The sequence below is a fragment of the Anaerosphaera aminiphila DSM 21120 genome (assembly GCF_900129925.1).
GTDB classification, from domain to species: Bacteria; Bacillota; Clostridia; order Tissierellales; family Peptoniphilaceae; genus Anaerosphaera; species Anaerosphaera aminiphila.
Genome location: NZ_FQXI01000012.1, coordinates 32,897 through 53,332, shown reverse-complemented (window position 1 = coordinate 53,332; position 20,436 = coordinate 32,897). Strand labels below are relative to the sequence as shown.

The 20,436-nt window shown below is 32.5% G+C and carries 19 protein-coding genes and 1 tRNA gene; 16 read left to right on the top strand and 4 right to left on the bottom strand.

The features are described from left to right. Positions 1–168: 168 nt before the first annotated feature. Positions 169–864 carry a CPBP family glutamic-type intramembrane protease gene (locus BUB47_RS07755; RefSeq protein WP_073185158.1) on the bottom strand — a complete coding sequence of 232 codons (696 nt, stop codon included), beginning with the start codon at positions 862–864 and terminating at the stop codon, positions 169–171. 151 nt (positions 865–1,015) lie between these two features. On the opposite strand from BUB47_RS07755, the gene BUB47_RS10020 reads away from it, so the two are divergent. The 3 genes from BUB47_RS10020 to BUB47_RS10015 all read left to right on the top strand — a co-directional run bounded on the left by BUB47_RS10020 (position 1,016) and on the right by BUB47_RS10015 (position 1,584). Further along, positions 1,016–1,171 carry a hypothetical protein gene (locus BUB47_RS10020; protein WP_159430546.1) on the top strand — a complete coding sequence of 52 codons (156 nt, stop codon included), beginning with the start codon at positions 1,016–1,018 and terminating at the stop codon, positions 1,169–1,171. 106 nt (positions 1,172–1,277) lie between these two features. Further along, a complete protein-coding gene (locus BUB47_RS07750; RefSeq protein WP_073185157.1) occupies positions 1,278–1,457 on the top strand; it encodes a hypothetical protein in 180 nt (59 codons plus the stop codon). After that, the gene (locus tag BUB47_RS10015; RefSeq protein ID WP_159430545.1) at positions 1,444–1,584 is read left to right on the top strand and encodes a hypothetical protein; all 141 of its coding nucleotides are present in this window, start codon (positions 1,444–1,446) and stop codon (positions 1,582–1,584) included. Before BUB47_RS07750 ends, BUB47_RS10015 begins: the two co-directional genes overlap by 14 nt. A 94-nt stretch (positions 1,585–1,678) precedes the next feature. Here BUB47_RS10015 and BUB47_RS07745 read toward each other — a convergent pair. After that, a tRNA-Lys gene (locus BUB47_RS07745) sits at positions 1,679–1,754 on the bottom strand. Positions 1,755–1,825: 71 nt separating this feature from the next. Continuing rightward, positions 1,826–2,497, bottom strand: a complete 672-nt coding sequence (locus BUB47_RS07740; protein ID WP_073185156.1) for a GntR family transcriptional regulator — start codon at positions 2,495–2,497, stop codon at positions 1,826–1,828. Between the two features lie 148 nt (positions 2,498–2,645). Here BUB47_RS07740 and BUB47_RS07735 point away from each other — a divergent pair, with 148 nt between their 5' ends. The 5 genes from BUB47_RS07735 to BUB47_RS07715 all read left to right on the top strand — a co-directional run bounded on the left by BUB47_RS07735 (position 2,646) and on the right by BUB47_RS07715 (position 10,307). Then, positions 2,646–3,962, top strand: a complete 1,317-nt coding sequence (locus BUB47_RS07735) for an aspartate kinase (protein WP_073185155.1) — start codon at positions 2,646–2,648, stop codon at positions 3,960–3,962. A gap of 181 nt (positions 3,963–4,143) precedes the next feature. Continuing rightward, on the top strand, positions 4,144–5,634 hold the full coding sequence (gene glpK, locus BUB47_RS07730; RefSeq protein ID WP_073185154.1) for a glycerol kinase GlpK: 1,491 nt from the start codon (positions 4,144–4,146) through the stop codon (positions 5,632–5,634). A 231-nt stretch (positions 5,635–5,865) separates the two neighbouring features. Beyond that, the gene (locus tag BUB47_RS07725) at positions 5,866–7,932 is read left to right on the top strand and encodes a sigma-54 interaction domain-containing protein (protein WP_073185153.1); all 2,067 of its coding nucleotides are present in this window, start codon (positions 5,866–5,868) and stop codon (positions 7,930–7,932) included. Continuing rightward, positions 7,932–8,855, top strand: coding sequence for a glutaminase A (glsA, locus tag BUB47_RS07720; RefSeq protein WP_073185183.1), 924 nt, complete (start codon positions 7,932–7,934; stop codon positions 8,853–8,855). The genes BUB47_RS07725 and glsA overlap by 1 nt, the downstream gene beginning before the upstream one ends. Positions 8,856–8,885: 30 nt before the next feature. Beyond that, entirely contained in the window at positions 8,886–10,307 is a 1,422-nt protein-coding gene (locus BUB47_RS07715) for an alanine/glycine:cation symporter family protein (RefSeq protein WP_073185152.1), read from the top strand. A 1,066-nt stretch (positions 10,308–11,373) separates the two neighbouring features. Here BUB47_RS07715 and BUB47_RS07710 read toward each other — a convergent pair. Then, positions 11,374–12,045: an MBL fold metallo-hydrolase gene (locus BUB47_RS07710; protein ID WP_073185151.1), complete on the bottom strand. Its 672-nt coding sequence runs from the start codon at positions 12,043–12,045 to the stop codon at positions 11,374–11,376. Between the two features lie 128 nt (positions 12,046–12,173). On the opposite strand from BUB47_RS07710, the gene BUB47_RS07705 reads away from it, so the two are divergent. From BUB47_RS07705 to BUB47_RS07670, 8 genes are all read left to right on the top strand, one after another. Further along, positions 12,174–13,481, top strand: a complete 1,308-nt coding sequence (locus BUB47_RS07705) for a S1C family serine protease (RefSeq protein WP_073185150.1) — start codon at positions 12,174–12,176, stop codon at positions 13,479–13,481. A gap of 415 nt (positions 13,482–13,896) precedes the next feature. Next, positions 13,897–16,500, top strand: coding sequence for a hypothetical protein (locus BUB47_RS07700; protein WP_073185149.1), 2,604 nt, complete (start codon positions 13,897–13,899; stop codon positions 16,498–16,500). A 188-nt stretch (positions 16,501–16,688) separates the two neighbouring features. Continuing rightward, a complete protein-coding gene (locus tag BUB47_RS07695; RefSeq protein WP_159430544.1) occupies positions 16,689–17,255 on the top strand; it encodes an RNA polymerase sigma factor in 567 nt (188 codons plus the stop codon). Beyond that, a complete protein-coding gene (locus BUB47_RS07690) occupies positions 17,246–17,719 on the top strand; it encodes a peptidoglycan recognition protein family protein (RefSeq protein WP_073185147.1) in 474 nt (157 codons plus the stop codon). The genes BUB47_RS07695 and BUB47_RS07690 overlap by 10 nt, the downstream gene beginning before the upstream one ends. A 64-nt stretch (positions 17,720–17,783) precedes the next feature. Continuing rightward, positions 17,784–18,008 (top strand): DUF1659 domain-containing protein, encoded by a 225-nt coding sequence (locus BUB47_RS07685; RefSeq protein WP_073185146.1) that lies wholly within the window; start codon positions 17,784–17,786, stop codon positions 18,006–18,008. A gap of 28 nt (positions 18,009–18,036) precedes the next feature. Continuing rightward, positions 18,037–18,255: a DUF2922 family protein gene (locus BUB47_RS07680; protein ID WP_073185145.1), complete on the top strand. Its 219-nt coding sequence runs from the start codon at positions 18,037–18,039 to the stop codon at positions 18,253–18,255. A 31-nt stretch (positions 18,256–18,286) separates the two neighbouring features. Then, positions 18,287–18,442: a YvrJ family protein gene (locus BUB47_RS07675; RefSeq protein ID WP_200779502.1), complete on the top strand. Its 156-nt coding sequence runs from the start codon at positions 18,287–18,289 to the stop codon at positions 18,440–18,442. Between the two features lie 140 nt (positions 18,443–18,582). Then, positions 18,583–20,355: a phosphoenolpyruvate carboxykinase (GTP) gene (locus BUB47_RS07670; protein WP_073185144.1), complete on the top strand. Its 1,773-nt coding sequence runs from the start codon at positions 18,583–18,585 to the stop codon at positions 20,353–20,355. Positions 20,356–20,436: the final 81 nt, after the last annotated feature.

Sequence of the window (20,436 nt, the reverse complement as noted above, 5' to 3'; positions counted from 1 at the left end):
TTTTTTAAATTATAGGACAGCTTTATAATTAGCCTGTGTAATAATAGAAAGCTAGAAGATTATATTATTTTTAATATAGGAATTAAAGGTAATAAATTTTTTAGAAAAATAGTAGATTTAAATATTTATAAATAAAAAAGTCCTTGGCATTTGCCTTGGACTTTTACATTACATATTTAAAAATATTAGTGCTGTAGCAAATTTAGCTATGGAAATTGCCAATACGTCAAAAAGATAGTGGGCACCCCAAGTCATATATGGACTAGCAGTCTTTTTCCAAAGATAACCAAACATCATTGTAGGAAGGCCTATTAAAATTAAGCACTGAATAATATTGTAGTTGTAAGTTTGAAGGTGTAGTAAACCGAATAAAATTGAAACTACAATCCAAGATACCCAATATCTGCTTCTATTTTGCGTGCTGTATTTATAATCTTTTAGCACTACAAATAAAAGTGAAAGTTTTACAGCTTCTTCTGCAAACATAGACCAAGCCAGTACTATAATAGTTCTTATAAAAACCGAGTTATTTTGAATCCCCTTGACTATTGGATTAGTGGTAGTTGGATTAAAGGAGTTTACAAAATGAGTTAGCACTATAACTACTATAAAGTAGACTATAGTAAAAACTAATAATATAGCTATTTTTTTCCACAATTTAATTTGAACTTTAGGTTCTTTTTTTAACATAGAAGCTATTATAAAAAAAGTAATTGGTGCAATTATAAACAGTAGAAGTGTGGTTACAAGTCCATTTACTTTTACAAAAGCTGTGCTAAAATAAGCTAAAATTTGTAAAAGTATTGTAACTAAAGTTAAACCAGTAGTAGAGTATATGAAAATCATTTTTTTATCTTTAAACATATTTATTAAAATTTCCTTTCTTAAAACATTATAAATTTTAAACTTTAAATATTATATCATACTAATGGATGTTTATATTTTATTAAGAGTAAAATTAAGATAGCAATATATTGTTGTATCTTAAATAAGATAAAATTATGGAGGCAATGTTTTGTTAAGTATTATGTTTGGAGTTGAATATTTTTATAAATTAGCACTTAAAGAAAATGTTTCTGCATTTTACGATACAGTTGGTACATTTTTATTTTGTACTATAATTTTAGTGGTTGTGACAATGTTATTAAATATGATAGCTTTTTTAGAATAAAAAGTGATATTTAAAATAAAACAATAATAGTGGAATTGCTAAAATATAGGTTTAAATACTTAGGTGAGGGTATAAACACGACAAATAAACTTCTGGGAGGTTGATTATGAAAAAATGTCAAAATAAGCCTACATTTCAAAAAATATTGCAGATCTTGACCCTAGGGGCAATAATTAAATCGGCAATATTTAGTTTTTGTACGCTTGTATTATTAGTTGAAGATAGGTGTAATAACAAAAGAATACTTTTAGATAAAAAAGGGGATGAGAAAATTGAGAAAGAATAAAAGAACTTCTACATATTTTGAAATTATTCAAATTTTTACTTTTATAGGAATTTCAATCGCTACATTTATAAATTTTGCAAACCTTATTTTAGTATATCTTGGGAAAAACAAAAAGGGAAATGTATAAGAAACTTGTTTACTAAGTGTTTGTTTTTAATAATTAAAAAATATTTCAAACAAAGAAAAACCGTTAGAACGTTTTGTTCCAACGGTTTTAAAAATGGTGCACCTTCAGGGACTCGAACCCTGGGCCCACTGATTAAGAGTCAGTTGCTCTACCATCTGAGCTAAAGGTGCAATCTACTGACAATAACCAATTATACAGATATTTTTTAGATTCGTCAATAGATTTAATTTAAAAATTTAAATTAATAATTTTTAAACATTTTATAGTTACTTTTTTTCTCCAGCATTGGATAGATACTAGAGACGTATTTTAAGCTTGAATTATAAGCTTTTTCACAGTCTTGAGCTTTTATATTATCAAATATAATTTTTATTGAGGAACAAATTTCAAACAGATTTTCTTCATCATTTACAATAAAACTTGTAAATCTATACAGTTTTGAATTTATAAGTGACATAATTTCTCTTAGAAACTTATTTTTTGTGAGTTCAATAAGTTTTAAGTTCCAATCTATTACATTTGTCTTAATTGAAGTAATATTTTTTTGTTTAAGATTGGACTGCATTTCCAGTGCTATTAATTCTAAGTCTTCAGTGCGTTTGGTTATTCCCTCTTCACAGATTTCTTTTACTGCAAGTGGTTCTAATGCAGCTCTTACGTCGTAAAGTTCCCTAGCATCTTTTAAGGAAAATTTTGATACTATATAGGACTTCCTAGGATGGCTTTCCACTAAATTTTCTTTTGACAACTTTGAAAGCGCTTCTCTAACAGGTGTTCTTGAAACATTTAAATCCTTTGCAATATCTATTTCAATAAGCTTATTGCCTGGAAGTAAGTTATTGTTTAAAATTTTAGCCTTTAAATCTTCATACACTATATTAGACAAGGATTTTTTAGTCGTTTGATTACTCATAATAAATCACCTCTAAATATTTCTTCTATTAATTCAATCCTACTACTATATAATAAACTAGATTTTTTAAGATAGCAATTTTATATTTATAATATTGACCTTGTGCTTAAAGATGTGTAGAATAGTGGAAAGATGTTGGAGGGATAAAATGAAAGTTATAGTTTCAAAATTTGGTGGGACATCTCTTGCCAATAGTAAACACTTCTTAAAAGTAAGAGATATTATTAAGTCAAATGAAGAGCAGAGAAGGTACGTAGTTGCATCTGCGCCGGGAAAGTCCAATAGTGACGACACGAAAGTTACAGATTTACTGTATTTAAGTTATGATTTAGCAAATCACAACATTACTTTTTCAGATACGCTGGAAAAAGTATTTGATAAATATAGAGAAATTGCAACGGGGTGTGGGCTTGAGATTGACTTGGAAAAACACTTTGACCAAATTAGAGCTGACTTTGTAAATTTAAAGAGCAAAGATTATATAGCCAGTAGGGGAGAATATTTAAACGCAATTATTTTAGCTGAACTTTTAGAGTATGACTTTGTTGACGCAAAAGATTTAATATTTTTTGACAAAGAGGGTCAATTTGATGAAGAACGTTCTTATAAGGCCATAGGTAAAATGGCAAAAGAACATAAATCAGCAGTAATACCGGGCTTTTATGGACAAAATTCAGCTGGAAATATAAAGACATTTTCAAGAGGCGGAGGAGATTTGACAGGCTCAATAATCTCAAGAGGCGTAAAGACGGATTTATATGAAAATTGGACAGATGTGTCAGGGTTTTTATCAGCTGACCCAAGAATAGTAAAAGATGCAAAGGAAATAAAGGTAATTACTTATAGAGAATTAAGGGAATTGTCCTATGCGGGAGCTTCTGTACTACATGAAGAGGCTATAATTCCGGTTACAGCTGCAGGTATTCCAATAGAAATTAAAAATACATTTAAACCGGATGACCAAGGCACTTTAATATTACCTAGTGCTGATGAAGTGCCAAGTGGAGAAATAACAGGAGTTACAGGAAAAAAACACTTCTCTGTAATAAATATTGAAAAAGTGCAGATGAATGCAGATAGAAGTTTTCACAGAAAACTTATGAGTGTATTAGAGGTAAATGGAATTACGCTTGAGCACATGCCAACTTCTATAGATTCTATTTCTCTAATTGTGTCTGATAAATATTTAGCGGGTATTCAAGATACATTAATTGGTGAAATAAAGACTTTCTGCCATCCGGATAAGATAACTATTGAATCTGGCATAGCCCTTATAACTGTGGTAGGCAGAGGAATGAGAAAACATATAGGAGTTTCAGCGAAGTTATTTAAAGCTTTGGCTGATGCGGGTGTAAATATTAGAATGATAATTCAAGGTTCAAGTGAATTAAACATAATTGTGGGCGTAAGTGAAAAAGACTACGAAAAAGCAATAAAAAGTATATACAATGCATTTTTAGGATAATATTATTAGTTTTAATTAATTTAAGTTTTACATTTATTTAAAGGATAAGATTAAATTTAGTAGTTCCTGCATTTAACTAATAGTATTTATAGAGAGGTTTGATTATTGTTAATCAAGCCTTTCTTTTTTATTGCCGTAATAATATACTTATTGTAAGAGATATTAAAGTGAGGTATATAAATTGAAAAAATACATAATGGCTTTTGATGCCGGAACAACTAGTAGTAGAACAATTTTGTTTGACAGAGAGGGCAATATTATTTCAGTTGCACAAAAAGAATTCACTCAGTACTTTCCAAAACCCGGATGGGTAGAACATGATGGCAATGAAATTTGGTCAACTCAAATAGGTACAGCAGTAGAGGCCATGACTAAAATAGATGCAGTGGCCGATGATATAGCTGCAATAGGAGTTGCCAATCAAAGAGAAACTACTATTATATGGGATAAATTAACAGGAGATCCGATTTATAATGCAATAGTTTGGCAGTGTAGAAGGACCTCTGAGTATTGCGACCAATTAAAAGCAGAGGGTTATGTAGATACTATAAGAGAAAAAACCGGACTTGTAATAGATGCTTATTTTTCAGCTACAAAGATAAAGTGGATACTTGACAATGTTGAAGGAGCAAGACAGAAAGCAGAAAATGGCGAACTTCTATTTGGAACTATAGATACTTGGCTAATATGGAAATTGACAGATGGAAAAGTTCATGTAACAGACTACTCTAATGCATCCAGAACTATGCTCTTTAATATAAATACTTTAAAGTGGGATGAAGACATATTAAAACTTCTAGATATCCCAGAGAATTTACTTCCAAAGGTAGTATCTTCAAGTGAAGTATATGCAGTTAGTTCATCAAAGTACTTGGGAGGAGAAGTTCCCGTTGCATCTGCTATAGGAGATCAACAAGCGGCTCTCTTTGGTCAGGGTTGCTATGAAAAGTCGGAGGCAAAAAATACCTATGGTACAGGTGCATTTTTATTAATGAATACCGGTGAAAAACCTGTATTTAGTAAAAATGGGCTTGTAACTACGATTGCTTGGGGCATAGACGGGAAAGTAAACTATGCACTTGAAGGTTCGATTTTTGTTGCCGGCTCGGCAATTCAGTGGATGAGAGATGAACTCAAATTAATAGATTCTGCAGAGGACTCCGAATATATGGCATTAAAAGTAGAAGATACAAATGACTGCTATGTAGTGCCGGCATTTACAGGACTGGGTGCTCCTTACTGGGATCAATATGCAAGGGGAGCGATAGTTGGAATAACAAGAGGTGTAAATAAATATCACATTATAAGAGCGACACTTGAGTCAATAGCCTACTTGTCCTACGATGTACTAAGTGCAATGGAAGAAGACTCCAACTTAAAACTCAAAAAGTTAAAAGTAGATGGAGGGGCAAGTGAAAATAACTTCTTAATGAAATTTCAGTCTGACATAATAAATACAGTGGTAATTAGGCCGAAATGTGTGGAAACTACTGCTCTAGGTGCAGCGTATTTGGCAGGACTTGCTGTTGGATATTGGAAAGATATTGAAGAAATAGAAAAGAACTCTCAGGTGGATAGAGTATTTGAGCCTGAAATGGCTGAAGAAGTGAGAATTGAAAAGTTAAATAGATGGCATAGAGCAGTAGAATGTGCCGAGGGTTGGGCAAAGTAAAATAAATTAAAGATGCCTTCTATTTTGGAGGCATTTTTTTATATGGCACAACTTTAATGGGATTAATAATGTGATATAATTTAAATAATCCCATTAAGGGAGAAAGTAGAAGTTAATTTAAGAGAAAAAACTAAGCGATTGCAACTTTTATGCATAATAAAAAAGTTGGCACAGTTATTGCATTATATTTAAGTTGAGTTGGAGAACTCACTTTAATATAGAGGAGGGATTATGAAGAGGATAACAATTCTTTCAATTGATGAAGACTCATCTCAATTTTATAAAAATCAAGTTACTTCAATTTTTAAAGACAATATAAAAGTAGACTATAGAAATTTGGAAATGGAACCGGTGCTACCTATTGTAGAGACTGATTTAATACTTTACACAGACCCTGAAATTATAAATTTACTTATAGATAAAATTCAGTGTAATGTATCTCAGCTAATGATGAAGAGGACAATTCCAAAAAAGGTTTTAAGAGAGATAAATAAAATAGAACGTGACAGTGATGTGCTGGTGGTAAATAACAACGAATTTATGGCAAATGAAACTATGGCGCTTATATACCAACTTGGAAAAACTGATATCCAAATGGAACCTTACTTTCCCGGAAAAGTTGTAAGTAAGAAGAAATACGACTACATACTTCACATAGCTCCTGAAAAATTTGACTTTCTTGGAGACATAGTGGGAAAAGATATAGTTACAGGCCATAGAATACTGGATATTTCAAATGCGTTGGATATAATTTACATGTTAAATATTGATGAAAAAATATCCAGAGAGATAATTTTAAAGATGATGAGTGTAGTTCCAACATATTGGTACGGTGTAAACTACTCAATGGAGAGAAAACTCATCTCTGAAGTACAGTTAGAATATATTTTAAATGATTTGGATTCAGGAGTTTTAATACTTGATAAAGATTATGACATAAGCACTATAAATAAGCCCTTTTCTGAAATTTTCGGACTAAGTGAAAGAGAAATAGCTTATAAAAATTTCTTTGAAGTATTTAATAAAGAAGAAGCTTTTAAGACCTTAGTTAGAAAAGTTGAAGTTAGAGAAGAACTTACAAATATCAATGGAATAGAGTGCTTTATATCAGTTGGCAACATAGATTATGAGGGGAATTCCTATGGGAAAATTATTTTAGTAAAGGAGTATTTTGACGTTGTAGAGATGTTTAACAAGTCAAATAAAATTGTAAAAAGTGGATACTTTTCAAAATATACCTTTGAAGACATAATCGGGAAGTCCAACTTAATGAAAAAGACTATAAGCGAGGCGAAGAAGTTTGCCGCTACAGACCATCCTGTGCTAATACTTGGAGAAACGGGAACGGGAAAAGAACTTTTTGCAGGTGCAATTCACAACGCATCTAATAGAAAAAAAGAACCCTTCATTGCAATTAACTGCTCCACACTTTCAAAGACTCTCCTTGAGTCGGAACTCTTTGGCTATGAAGAAGGTTCCTTTACAGGAGCTAAAAAGGGTGGAAAGATAGGGTTATTTGAAAGGGCAAGTGGAGGCACGCTTTTTCTTGATGAAATAGGCGATTTGCCAATGGAACTTCAACCTAGACTTCTAAGAGCTTTAGAAGAACAAAGTATTATGAGAGTTGGTGGCGACAAGGTAATAAAAATTAACACCAGAATAGTTGCCGCTACAAATAGAAATATAAATAAAATGGTTGATAGTGGAGAATTTCGAAGGGATTTAATGTATAGGCTAAACGTCTTTGAATTGGACTTACCTAGTTTAAGAGAAAGACCTGAGGACATACCATATATTTTAAATAACTTTATGGTGGCAAATAACTTAAGTAGAAAATTTAGTTTTGGATTTGAAACTTTTTTAAAGAGTTATCGCTGGCCAGGGAATGTAAGAGAGCTAAAAAATCTCTTAAGTTATTTAGAAGTTATGACTGAAAGGGAAATATACTTTTGCTCAGTTCCCGGATATTTGAAGAGTAGGGAAAACTTTGAGGACGGAATTGTAAAATATTTAATACTACTTTTAATATATGCGCTTAAAGTAATAAATGTAAGCCCCGGTAGAAGAACGCTAGAAAGAGTATTTAGTGAAATGTATTTTAAAATATCAGAAGTAGAAGTTAGAAATTTAGTAAGTGAACTTGAAAAAACAAAGTTAATTGAAATAAATGTTGGAAGAATTGGCAATACTATTACAAGTGTTGGAATGGACTATTTAATAGAGCATAAATACTTGTTAAATGGCGAAGAAAGTGAAATAATAATTAAATTAAAAGAATTGGTGGATGACATATTATGATGGATTTAATAGAAACAGAGAGAATATTAAAGTTAGCTATAAAAAACAGTGAAAATTTAAAATGCGAAGGTGAAGTAGCTTCTTATATACCTGAGCTTGCAAATGTAGATCAAGATAATTTTGGTGTATCTCTTACAACTACAGAGGGAGAGACTGTATCTCTAGGTGATGATAAATTTAAAATTTCAATACAGAGTATTTCTAAAGTTATAGATTTAATAATGGCATTAGAAGATGTGGGAGCGGAAAAAGTATTTTCTAAAGTGGGAACTGAACCCACAGAATATAAGTTTAATTCCCTGATTCCAATTGAAGAAAAAGTTGTAAATCCATTTTTAAATGCAGGTGCAATAACTACATCATCTCTAATAAGCGGAAGTGATGTAATTAATAAATTCAATAGAGTTATGAAAAAAGTAAGTGAGCTTTCAAATGGTGATGAAGTTACTTTTTTAGAAGAAGTGTATAAGTCTGAAATGAGGACTACAGATAGAAATCGCTCAATAGCCTATTACTTAAAGAGTATAGGAATAATTGAAGGGAATGCAGAAGAAATTTTGGATTTATATGTAAGAGGTTGTTCCATAGGGTTAAATGTAAGACAACTTTCAACAATTGGAGCAGTCCTTGCAAATGGAGGGAGGTCTTTAGATAACAAAGTACAGTTAGTAGAAAAAGAGGTTGTAAAGACAACACTTGCACTAATGGCAACTTGTGGAATGTATGAAGAAAGCGGAAAGTACTTAATAGAAGTTGGATTCCCGTCAAAAAGTGGAGTAGGGGGAGCTATTCTTGGAATTATTCCGGGAAAGTGTGGAGTTTGCACTTATTCTCCCAGACTCGATGAGTCGGGAAATAGCATAAGGGGAAAAAAGGTCTTGGCTGAAATTTCTAAGACCTTGGACTTAAATATATTTATTTAAATTTAAATATATTTATAATAGGAGGATAATATGGAAACCTTTAAGGCAATAACAAGTTTTTTAAACGACTTTATCTACACATATTACTTAATTCCAATACTTTTAATGTTGGGATTGTGGTACACAATAAAATTAAAAGGAGGACAATTTACACATATTGGCCATGCAGTAAAATTAATAACTCAACCTGCAGAAAAACAAGCAGATGGAAAAAAAGGACTATCTCCATTTAAGGCATTTACAATTTCAGCGGCATCTCACATAGGAACTGGAAATATTGTAGGAGTTGCAGCAGCGATTGCAATTGGAGGTCCTGGAGCTGTATTTTGGATGTGGATTACAGCGCTAATAGGTGGAGCATCATCTTTTGTAGAGAACACCCTTGGACAGATATTTAAAGAAAAAAATGAAGATGGTACATTTAAAGGTGGACCTGCATACTATATGACAAAGGCACTTGGACTTCCAAAGCTTGGAATTATATTTTCTGTAATAGTAGCAGTAGTGTACGGATTTATGTTTAATGCAATGCAAGCCAATACTATAGCAGCAGCTTTTAGTGGATCTTTTAACATAGATGTAAGAATTGTTGGTGTAGTTCTTATAGCAATAGTTGCAGTTATTATATTTGGTGGAGTTAGAAGAATTGCAGATGTAACATCTCTACTAGTTCCTGTTATGGCAGTGGCATATATGGCACTTGCAATATTTATAATAATAAAAAACATAGCACTTGTTCCACATATGTTTGGAATCATATTTAAATCAGCTTTTGGAATTCAAGCAGTAGTAGGTGGAGGAGTTGGAGCAGCAATACTAAACGGAGTAAGACGTGGATTATTTTCAAATGAAGCAGGAATGGGAGCTGTACCTAATGCATCAGCAACAGCAGACGTATCTCATCCAGCAAAACAAGGACTTATTCAAGCGCTAGGCGTTTATTTAGATACAATTTTAGTTTGTTCAGCAACAGCATTTATTATAATACTTGCAGGAGAGGGAGTATATGCAGACCCATCACTAGAAGGACTTGCAATAACTCAAAATGCCCTTTCAGCAGAAGTTGGCAACTGGGCTCAAATGTTTTTAACAGTGTGTATATTTATGTTTGCGTTCTCGTCAGTAATAGGGAACTACTACTATGGAGAAAATAATATTGCGCACTTGGGATTTGGAAAGTCGGCAATAAATGTATACAGAGTATTAGTTTTAGTTATGGTATTTTTAGGGTGTGTTGGTGATTTCTCAGTAGTTTGGAATACGGGAGATGTATTTATGGGAATAATGGCGCTAATTAACTTAGTTGTCCTATTTGCCCTAGGGAAGATTGCAGTGGAAACCTACTATGATTACTTCTCACAACTAAAAGAAGGGAAAGAACCTGTATTTAAAGTTTCAAATATTGAGTCTTTAAAAGGACTTGAAGATGAAATTGAGTGTTGGGATAAATAAAAAATAAATATTTAATACCTTGTACTAAGTGTAAAACATTTAGTACAAGGTATTTTTTATCTTAAAATAATATATAAGGTATTTAATTTAGTTTACGCACAATGAAAATAAGACTTTTTAAAAAAATTTTAAAAAAGTTTACTGCTGTAACATTGCTATAATCTCATTTGATTAATTCATAGAAAAATAGTGGAAATTATTTTAAAAATATCCTTTACATTTACTGAATAGTATATTATACTAATAACAGTTAATGATATTGACTATCAATTAACTAAAGGTAATGCATTTTATATTACACCCATTATTAATTAATCTAAGGTACCCCCCTTAAGATTAGTTGAGTAAAATTTTATACCAATCTTATTTTCCTTCATTACATAAATAATGAGCGGAAACAGACGACCAAGAACTCCCAACTTGGTCGTTTTTTGTTTTTTAGTCTAAACACATAGATTTTATACTGATTCATTGTATAGTTATGTTAGCCAAGTCTGCCGTTCATGACCTAATCCAATTTATTTTATAAATTGATGATAGGTCAGATGCAACGAAGTCCAAATTTTAATTTGGCTAACGAAGTTGCAGTTTTCAACCAATCGAACTTCGTTCTCTTGGGAAAACCTGACATTGGACCTACCTACAATTTACTACATAAATTGGGTTAGGTCTCAAAGCCCTCCCTCAAGAAGTGTACTGAAATTATTTTTAGAGAAAAACAAAAATAAATATTAAATAATACTTTAACTAAACTAAATAAAATCTACAAAGTAAATTAGCAGTAAATTCTACCCACTCGCTAATGCTCGTGGAGAATTCTTGCATAAAATCTATGACAAGAAATCTAATTCAATTTATTTTAAATAATTATAGAAAGTCATTATACAGTTACGCTAGCCAAATCTGCCGTTCATGACCTAATCCAATTTATTTTATAAATTGATGATAGGTCAGATGCAACGAAGTCTAAATTTTTAATTTGGCTAACGAAGTTGCAGTTTTCAACTAAGCCTTTCAGCCTTGGGAAAACCTGACATTGGACCTAAAACGAAATCAAAGATTTCTGTTAGGTCTCAAATATTTCGTTGTTGTTACTAATTACATGGATAATTTTATCAGGGTATTTTGATTGAAATTCATCTTTAAATTTTTGAGAAATAGCAAAGTCCTCCCACATGTGCATTGGAAAAAAGTGCTTGGCATCAATAGTATCTAAAAAGTATTCGCCTGTTAGTGAGTAGTATTCATTTAACCTTGGATCAACAGGCATCATCACTATAAATACATCTTCTGATTTAAATTTGTCTACTTCTCCCTTAAACCATCTGTCCATTTCCTCAACTTCTTCTTTGGAATATCTTGGCCACATCCAGTAGTTTAAATCTCCGGAGTGGATAATTCCAATTCCGTTTGCCTTTACATAAAAACTCACTCCCTCATCAGTTGAGCCATGAGTTTTAATTTCCAAGTCAAATAGTTTAAGCTCCTTGTCCATAGAAATATATATAACATTGTCCTTTTCAGACTTAACATTTTCAATATCATCACTTAGCACATAGTAGTCAGCATCAAAGTCAAAGATTTGATCAGAAAAGTGATCTGCATGTCTATGAGATACAAAAAATATTACTTTTTTATTTAAAGGTATATTCAAGCTTTCTCCTATATAGTCAAAGATAAGAAAATAATCTTCAGTTTCTATAGTGTAGCAAGAGTGTTTAATAAAATTTACTTTCATATAATATCCTCCTCAAAGGAGATTATAACATTTTTCTACAGTATTATAAGAAAATAAACACTTTGTTTTCACAAAAATAACATAAAATTGGGTATATAAACAAAATAAGAAAAGGGGAGAAGAGACTAATGGATGAAAATAATAATTTAGATACTACTGAAATAATAGTTAACGGTGAAGATAATAATTCAAATAACAACTATAATAAGAAGAAAAGTAAAAAATCAGGCAAGGGTATAATTGCTTTGGCATTGGTTTTTGCCATAATAGGTGGAGTAATAGGCTCAGCAGTGACATATTTTGCTCTTGGAGAAAATAAGGTGTCATCTGGAGGTCAAAACTCAGAAGTTAATATAACTACTACAGGAAGTACAAATGTGGCAACAGCAGTGGCAATGAAAGCTATGCCCTCAGTTGTTGGAATAACTACTTCAGGCCAAGTGATAAATCCCTTCTTCGGAACAATAGAAACAGAGGGCACAGGTTCCGGAATCATTATAGACAAAAGTGGCTATATACTTACAAATGCTCACGTTGTAACTATGAATAATCAAATAGTTAAAAAACCACAAGTGCTGTTAAACGATGGAAACAGCGTAGAGGGAGAGACAATTTGGTCAGACTCTACTATAGACATAGCAATTGTAAAAGTTAAGACAGACTCTGCAATTCAACCGGCAACACTTGGAGATTCAGATAAACTTCAAATAGGCGAACCTGCCATTGCAATAGGAAACCCAATAGATATGACATATCAAAGAAGTGTAACTCAAGGTATAATTTCAGGGTTAAACAGATATGTAGGCCAAGTAGAAGGCGGCGGATATATGACCGGGCTAATTCAAACAGACGCCTCAATAAATGGAGGAAACTCCGGAGGACCACTACTTAATCAAGAGGGAGAAGTAGTTGGAATAAATACTGTAAAACTTTCTAAAGCAGAGGGACTGGGATTTTCAATTCCAATAAACTCAGTAAAGCAAATTATAAGTCAAGTAATAGAAACAGGAGACTATAAAGTAGTGTCAATAGGAATTCAACCTGTAGATGCAACAGAAATTCAAAGGTACTTTAAACAGGACTTTGGAGTAGACAGTGGAGTATTTGCATTTAAAGTAATAGAAGATTCACCTGCACAGGCAGCGGGAATTGAAGCAGGAGACATTATAACAAAAATAGACGACAGTGAAATAAAGACAGTAGACTCTCTAAGAGCGGCTCTTTACAATTATAAAGTTGGCGACACTGCAAAAGTTACTGTAATTAGAAACGGGAAAGAAAAAGAATTTGATGTCACATTTACAAACTACTCTGTGGCAGATGACAACAATGAACAAAAGGAAACACAAATGGAACAACAAGGTGGAAATCAGGGAATAGTAATTCCCTTTGATGGAAGCCAAGGAGATATTTCAGATATGTTTACCAGCTATTAAGTGAAAAGTGTACTAAAGGGAGATGAAATTTAAGCTTTATCTCCTTTTTTAATGTTAGAAGGGTATAAATATTATATAAACATTGAAATAATCTTAAAAATCTGTTAAACTAAACAGTGATTTCATAAAGATTCTCTGTTTTCTACATAAGTGGAAGATAGTGAATAAACATTGAAATTGCAAAGGTACGTAGTAATATTTCGCCAGTATTTGAAAAGTTACAGCTTTGTAATATAACTGTAATTTTACTTTTAAGTTTACTGGTGTATAATATTAACAAAGAGGACAATGACAATTAAATATTAATCGAATACGACTAATGTTTATATGTCGTACCTCTAGCTGTTTTGTAAGCAGCGACAAAAGTTAAGACTTTTGTAGGTCTACAAAAATTTTAAGGAGGTCGAAAGACAATATGAACAAGAAATTATTATCCTTAGTACTTTCATTAGTAATGGTACTAGGAACATTCACAAGTGCTTTCGCAGCCGAAACAACTACAACTACTACAACTGACGAAAAGTTAGGCGAAAAAGTAGAAACTGTTGAAAAAATTACTGGAAAAGATAACAAAATCCAGTACATTATCGACAAAAAGTTTGTTGATGGCTACGAAAATGGGGATTACGGATACGACAAAGAAATTAAGAGATCTGAAATCACTAAATTAATCGTATTTGCTAATGGTAACAAAGAATTAGCAGAAAAACTACAAGGTTCAATGAAACTTTACAATGACGTTGATACTGCATTCTGGGCTAACGGAGTTATCTCTGTAGGTACAACAGTACCATCTTCAGCTAACGGTCAAGCTATGCTTAATGGTTACCCAACTGGAGAATTTAAACCAGAAAAGAACGTAACTTATGCAGAACTTTCAAAAATGTTAGTAGTATTAGTTAAAGAAGATTTAACAGCTGACATGATTAAAGATGCTAACGCTAAATGGGCTACACAATGGATGAGTTGGGCAGCACAATTAGGAATTCTTGATGACGTTACAGTAGCTAACTCAGATGCTCCTGCAACTAGAGCAGATGCATTTACTATGCTTTATAACGCTCTTTACAAAATGCAAAGCTTCAAGAGAGTTCCAGCTAACGAAAAAGTTGGCGTACTTTCAGAATTAAACAAGAGTAAATTAACTCTTAACCAAGATTCAGAACAAGTTTATACAATTACTGATGATACAGTATTTGTAAACAACACAAATGATAGATCAAACACTATCAAAGTTAAATCAATTACTAACCCTGATTACTACTATGGTTCATTAGTAAGAGTTATGTTCAATGACAAAAAAGAAGTAACTCACATTCTTGAACTTGGTAATCCAGAAAAAATGGCTCTAGGTCTTAGTGACGGAGTTGTTGGTAAAAACTCAAGATGGAATGGCGTTGCTGACAGCACTATTTCAACTAAATACACAGCAAACATTGAAACATTAAAGGAAAAAACAAAATTAGATCCTAAAGATACTAATGGATATGTTTCTGTAAACTTTAAAAACAGTAATACTGATGTTAAGAGTATAACTTTCCATGATGTTAAGAATACTTCTGACAAAGCTATTGCAACTTATGAATTAAGAATTAATGACGATACTAAAGTATACGTTGCTAACCCTTACAATAACCAAATGAAAGAATTAAAAGACATTTATGAAGCTTTAAGACTTATTGGTTATGAAAACAAATATGATGTAGTTCCTAACGTATATGCAGGATTTGACAAAGCTTCTACTAAAGACGTAGCTTATGATCCAGCTATATCAGCAGGTACTGAAACTGCAAAAGTTGTAGTATTTAACGTAGTATCTAAAGATAAAGGTGGAGACCTTTACAGAGTTATTAACTCTTCAACTTCTACTGGAAATGCAACTTTAGAAGACGTTGATGGAAAAACTTATGACAAATCATTCTGGGAAAGCTATGCAAACTTCCCTTACAACTATGGTGATCTTCATGATGTAGTAGAAGTTTACGGTGGAACAAACAGTAGTGTAGTAACTAAGTTAGACCACAGTGATACTAAAGAATACCCAATAGTAAAAGTTACTGACGTAAATGGTAAACTTGTTACTGTTGAAGGTATAGGAGAGAGAAGTGCAGTTATTAACATAACTGATGCTGATATCTTTACTTCAAAAGGACCTAAGCTTGAAGAAGGTGCTTTAATTCAAATTAGAGCAGCTAAAGATGCTAAAGATTCTGAAGATAGAAACATGGTAGAAATAGTTTCAATTATGCCAGATAGAGCTAATTGGAAAGTAGCTGGAAATATCGAAAATTTATTATCAGCAACTAACAATAGAGAAGTTTACACTATAGGAATTAGAACAGTTTCAGAATTTAAAAGTGATTGGAGATTTACTACTAATCAAATAGATTCTAATACTGGTACTTCAGAAGACTATAGAGGAGCAACATTTAAAGTTGGTGAAAAAGAAGGAAAAGCTCTTGATAATCTTAAAACTTATTTAGAAAAGAATGGAAATGCCCTTAAAACATTAGGTTATGAAGATTTACAAGAAGATACTGTTAGATTGTTCTTTATATCTAATAGAAATAAAGATGCTGATTTAGCTTTTGAAGCTTCTGATATTCAAGTTTATGTTAATAAAGTATGGGTAGACTTAGATAAAGCAGAAGGCTTAATAACAACAATCGTTGAAACTGGTGCTGATAAAGCGGCAGCTCAAGCGGTTCAAAATAAAATCGATGCTCTTAATCCTAAAGCTGAAATAGTTGCAAATGTAGATTATGCAGCAGTTAAAGAAGCTGAAGATGCTTTTAAAGGTTTAGATGCAAAACAACAAAAATTAGTTGACACAACTAAAATGGATGAAGCTAGAGCAGAAATTACAGCTCAAGAAGATGCAGAAGTAGCAGTTGCAGCTTATGAAGCAGCAGGAGCTACTGATGAAACTAAAAAAACAGATGCTGAAACAGCTGTTGCAAAATTAGCAAATAAAACAATTGCTGGTGAATTGACATACAGAATTACTCAAGTTAAGTAATTGTCTTAAACAAAAGATTAAAACCTAAGAGATTTTCTCTTAGGTTTTCTTTTTGTCCTAAAAAGAACTTATGTTTACATATACTAAAGAAGTGGTTATATTTCGTACAAAAAATACTATTGATTTTCTGGTGTTCTACTTATATAATAATAAAAGAACATATGTTTGAAAATAAAAAGGAGAAAATTATGTACGAAATTATTAACGAACTGTATTTAAAGGCGAGAAGTGGAGATAGAGATGCAAAGGCAGTGTTGGTTTCAAAGTTAAACCCACTTATTAAGTCCTCTATAAAGAAGTACTGCCCAATTTGGGACTACTTTGAAGACTTATATCAAGATGGAGTTGTAGTGGTATTAAAGTGCATAGAACTTCACAATGAAAACAAGGGTACATATCTTAACTTTGTAAAAAACTACTTGAGATTTTACTACTTAAACACTTTTAAATATTTATTAAAAGATGAAAATGGGAAAGTTCCCATGGAAGATGAGAGAGAAGAGCTTAATCTTTTAGAATTTTTAGAAGATGACTTTAATATGGAGGAGCACTTTTTAAATTTAGAGCTGAGTTCTCATTTAAAGCTGGCACTAAATAAGCTGACTCACAGGCAAAGACAAGTTGTAGTTCTCTACTACCACTATAATTTTACTCATGAAAAAATAGGTAATATTTTAGAAATAAGTAAGTGGACTGTAGTAAATACAAAGCGTAGAGCTATAGAAATTTTAAAGGAGGAATTGCTATGTATATAGATAAATTGCCAATAAAATACAACTACTCTTCCAGAAATGGTGTTGTGCCAAAGTTTATAGTAGTTCATGACACCGGAAATAAAAGTTCAACTGCCGATGCTCACAATCACTATAAATACTTTAACGGTGGCAATAGAAATGCCTCAGCTCACTACTTTGTGGACGACAAGGGAGTAGTTGAAACTGTTGAGGTGAGTTTAAGTGCTTGGCACTGTGGAGATGGCAAGGGCAAGTACGGAATTACAAATTCAAATTCCATTGGAGTGGAACTTTGTATTAATGAGGGTTCAGATTTTGAAAAGACAAAGTCAAATGCTCTGGAGTTAATAAGATTTTTAATGAGTACTTACAACATAGGTAAAAATAATGTGGCAAGGCACTATGACGCCTCAAGAAAAAACTGCCCAAGGTCAATGAGTAAGAACAACTGGAACGACTGGTGGGTATTTAGAGAATTAATCTAGAAAAATTATTTTAAATAGCAACTTTAGTCCCTTTATTTTATTTATATAATAGGAGGTGAGAAATATGGCAAAGGAAAATATCTTAACATCAAAGCTTAAAATTGAATTTGACAACGGTCTTACAGAAAGTGGAAAACAAAAAGTAAAGTCAAAGTTATTTTCAAGTATAAATCCTGCTGTTCAACTTGATGCGCTAGTTGAAACTGGAAACAATCTGGCAAATTTTTGCAGCAAAGCTAAACTGGGATTAAAGAAGATAGTTGAGTCAGAATTAGTAGAAGGTGAGTAAAAGGAGAAAATAAGAGAGGAGGGTAGTTATGGAAAATGCAAAGAGTTTGGAATTAGAGCTGTCAGATGTAAATGAAAAGGTATTAAAACTAAGTATGTTTGATCCCAAGGATGACATAGCAAGAGAAGACATAGTAAATTTTGAACAGGCAATAGTATCTAGCAATGTATTTCTTGGACCAACGGGAAATATAAAAGAAGTTTCAAAAGCTTATATTAAGGAAATTAACATTAAAGAAATTTTATAATTTCTCTTAAGCTACATAAAGGAGGGAGTTTATGGAGATTGAAGAACTATTTACACAAATTGCAAATATAGGATTTCCCATAGTAGTTTCCTGTTACTTGCTTGTGAGAATTGAAACTAAAATGGGAGAACTGACAAAGAGCATTAATGATTTAAGTAAGAACATTGAAAACTTATTTAAACCATAATGCTCTTTTTGTATAGTCAATTTAATATACTATTATTAATAATTTAAATAGTTTTAACTACATACTAAATGCGAATTTAGCTTTCAATGTGTTATAATAAATAGAAATTAGTATAACGTATTAAAAGTTAGGAGCTAAAGATGACAAATAATAAATATGTATTAAATTGGATAAATGAAATGACAGAACTTTTAGAGCCAAAAGGAGTTATGTGGATAACAGGCGAGGAAAATCAACTGGAAAGTTTAAAAGCTGAGGCAATTAAAACGGGCGAGTTAATTTTACTAAATCAGGAGTTACTACCGGGTTGTACTCTACACCGCTCTGCAGTAAATGACGTTGCAAGAGTTGAGGACAGAACATTTATATGCACCAGTGAAAAAGATGAGGCAGGTCCAAACAACAACTGGATGGCTCCTCAAAAAATGTATAGTATGTTAACTCCACTTTTTAATGGAGTTATGAAAGATAGAACTATGTATGTAATTCCATATAGTATGGGGCCTGTGGGTTCAAAGTATTCCAGAATAGGATTTGAAATAACTGACTCAATATACGTGGTTTTAAATATGGCGATTATGACTCGTGTGGGAGATGTAGTTTTAAAAGCTCTTGGAGATTCAAAGGACTTTGTAAAGGGACTTCACTCCACAGCAGAGCTTGACGATAAAAACAGATATATTGCTCATTTTCCTGAAGATGATACTATTTGGTCAGTAAATTCAGGTTACGGTGGAAATGTACTTTTAGGGAAAAAGTGCTTTGCTCTTAGAATTGCATCTTACCTTGGAAGAAAAGAAGGTTGGATGGCAGAGCATATGTTAATACTTGGGGTTGAAAATCCTGAGGGAGAAGTAAAGTATATAGCGGCAGCTTTTCCGTCTGCATGTGGGAAGACAAATCTTGCAATGTTGGTTCCACCGGAAGTATATAGAAAAAAAGGATACAAAATCTGGACTGTTGGAGACGACATAGCTTGGATGAACATAGGAGAAGACGGCAGACTTTATGCAATAAATCCTGAGGCAGGATTTTTTGGAGTAGTACCGGGAACTAATGAGAAGTCAAATCCAAATGCTCTTGAGACTACAAAAAAAGACACTATTTTTACAAATGTGGCACTTAATTTAGATGACAACACTGTTTGGTGGGAGGGTCTTAATGACAATCCACCTGAAAATGCAGAGGACTGGAAGGGAAACCACTGGAATGGGAAAAAATCTTCTGAAAGAGGAGCTCATCCCAATTCAAGATTTACTGCAGCTGCTAAAAACTGTCCGTGTATAAGTCCAAACTGGGAAGATCCAAAGGGAGTTCCAATATCAGCCATATTATTTGGCGGTAGACGTGCAAAAACTGCTCCGCTTGTATATGAGTCAAGAGATTGGCAACATGGCACTTTTTTAGGGGCAACTATGGCTTCTGAAACTACTGCTGCAAGAACGGGAGATGTAGGTGTAATTAGAAGAGACCCTATGGCAATGCTGCCATTCTGCGGATACAACATGGGAGATTATTTTGGGCACTGGCTTGAAATGGGCGATAAGTTAAAAGACAAAGCTCCTAAAATATTTCATGTAAATTGGTTTAGAGTTGATGAAAATGGAAAGTATATGTGGCCGGGATTTGGCGACAATATGAGAGTGTTAGATTGGATTTTAAACAGATGTGAAAATAAAGTTGATGCTGATGAAATAAGTATAGGTTATGTTCCAAAAGTGGAAGATATTAATACTGAGGGCATTGAAGATAAAGTTTCACCGGAACTACTAAGAGAACTTTTAGAAGTAAAGCCGGAAGAATGGCTTGCAGATGTGGAAAACATTAAAGAATTCTTTGAACCCTTTGGAGATAGACTTCCAAAAGAGATAAGTTATGAATTGGAAAAATTAGAAGAAAATTTAAAGAACTAAAAGTAAAAAACAGGAGTACATTATTTTGTATTCCTGTTTTTACTTTTACTTAGTTGATTAGATAAGACTTTAATCATAAGT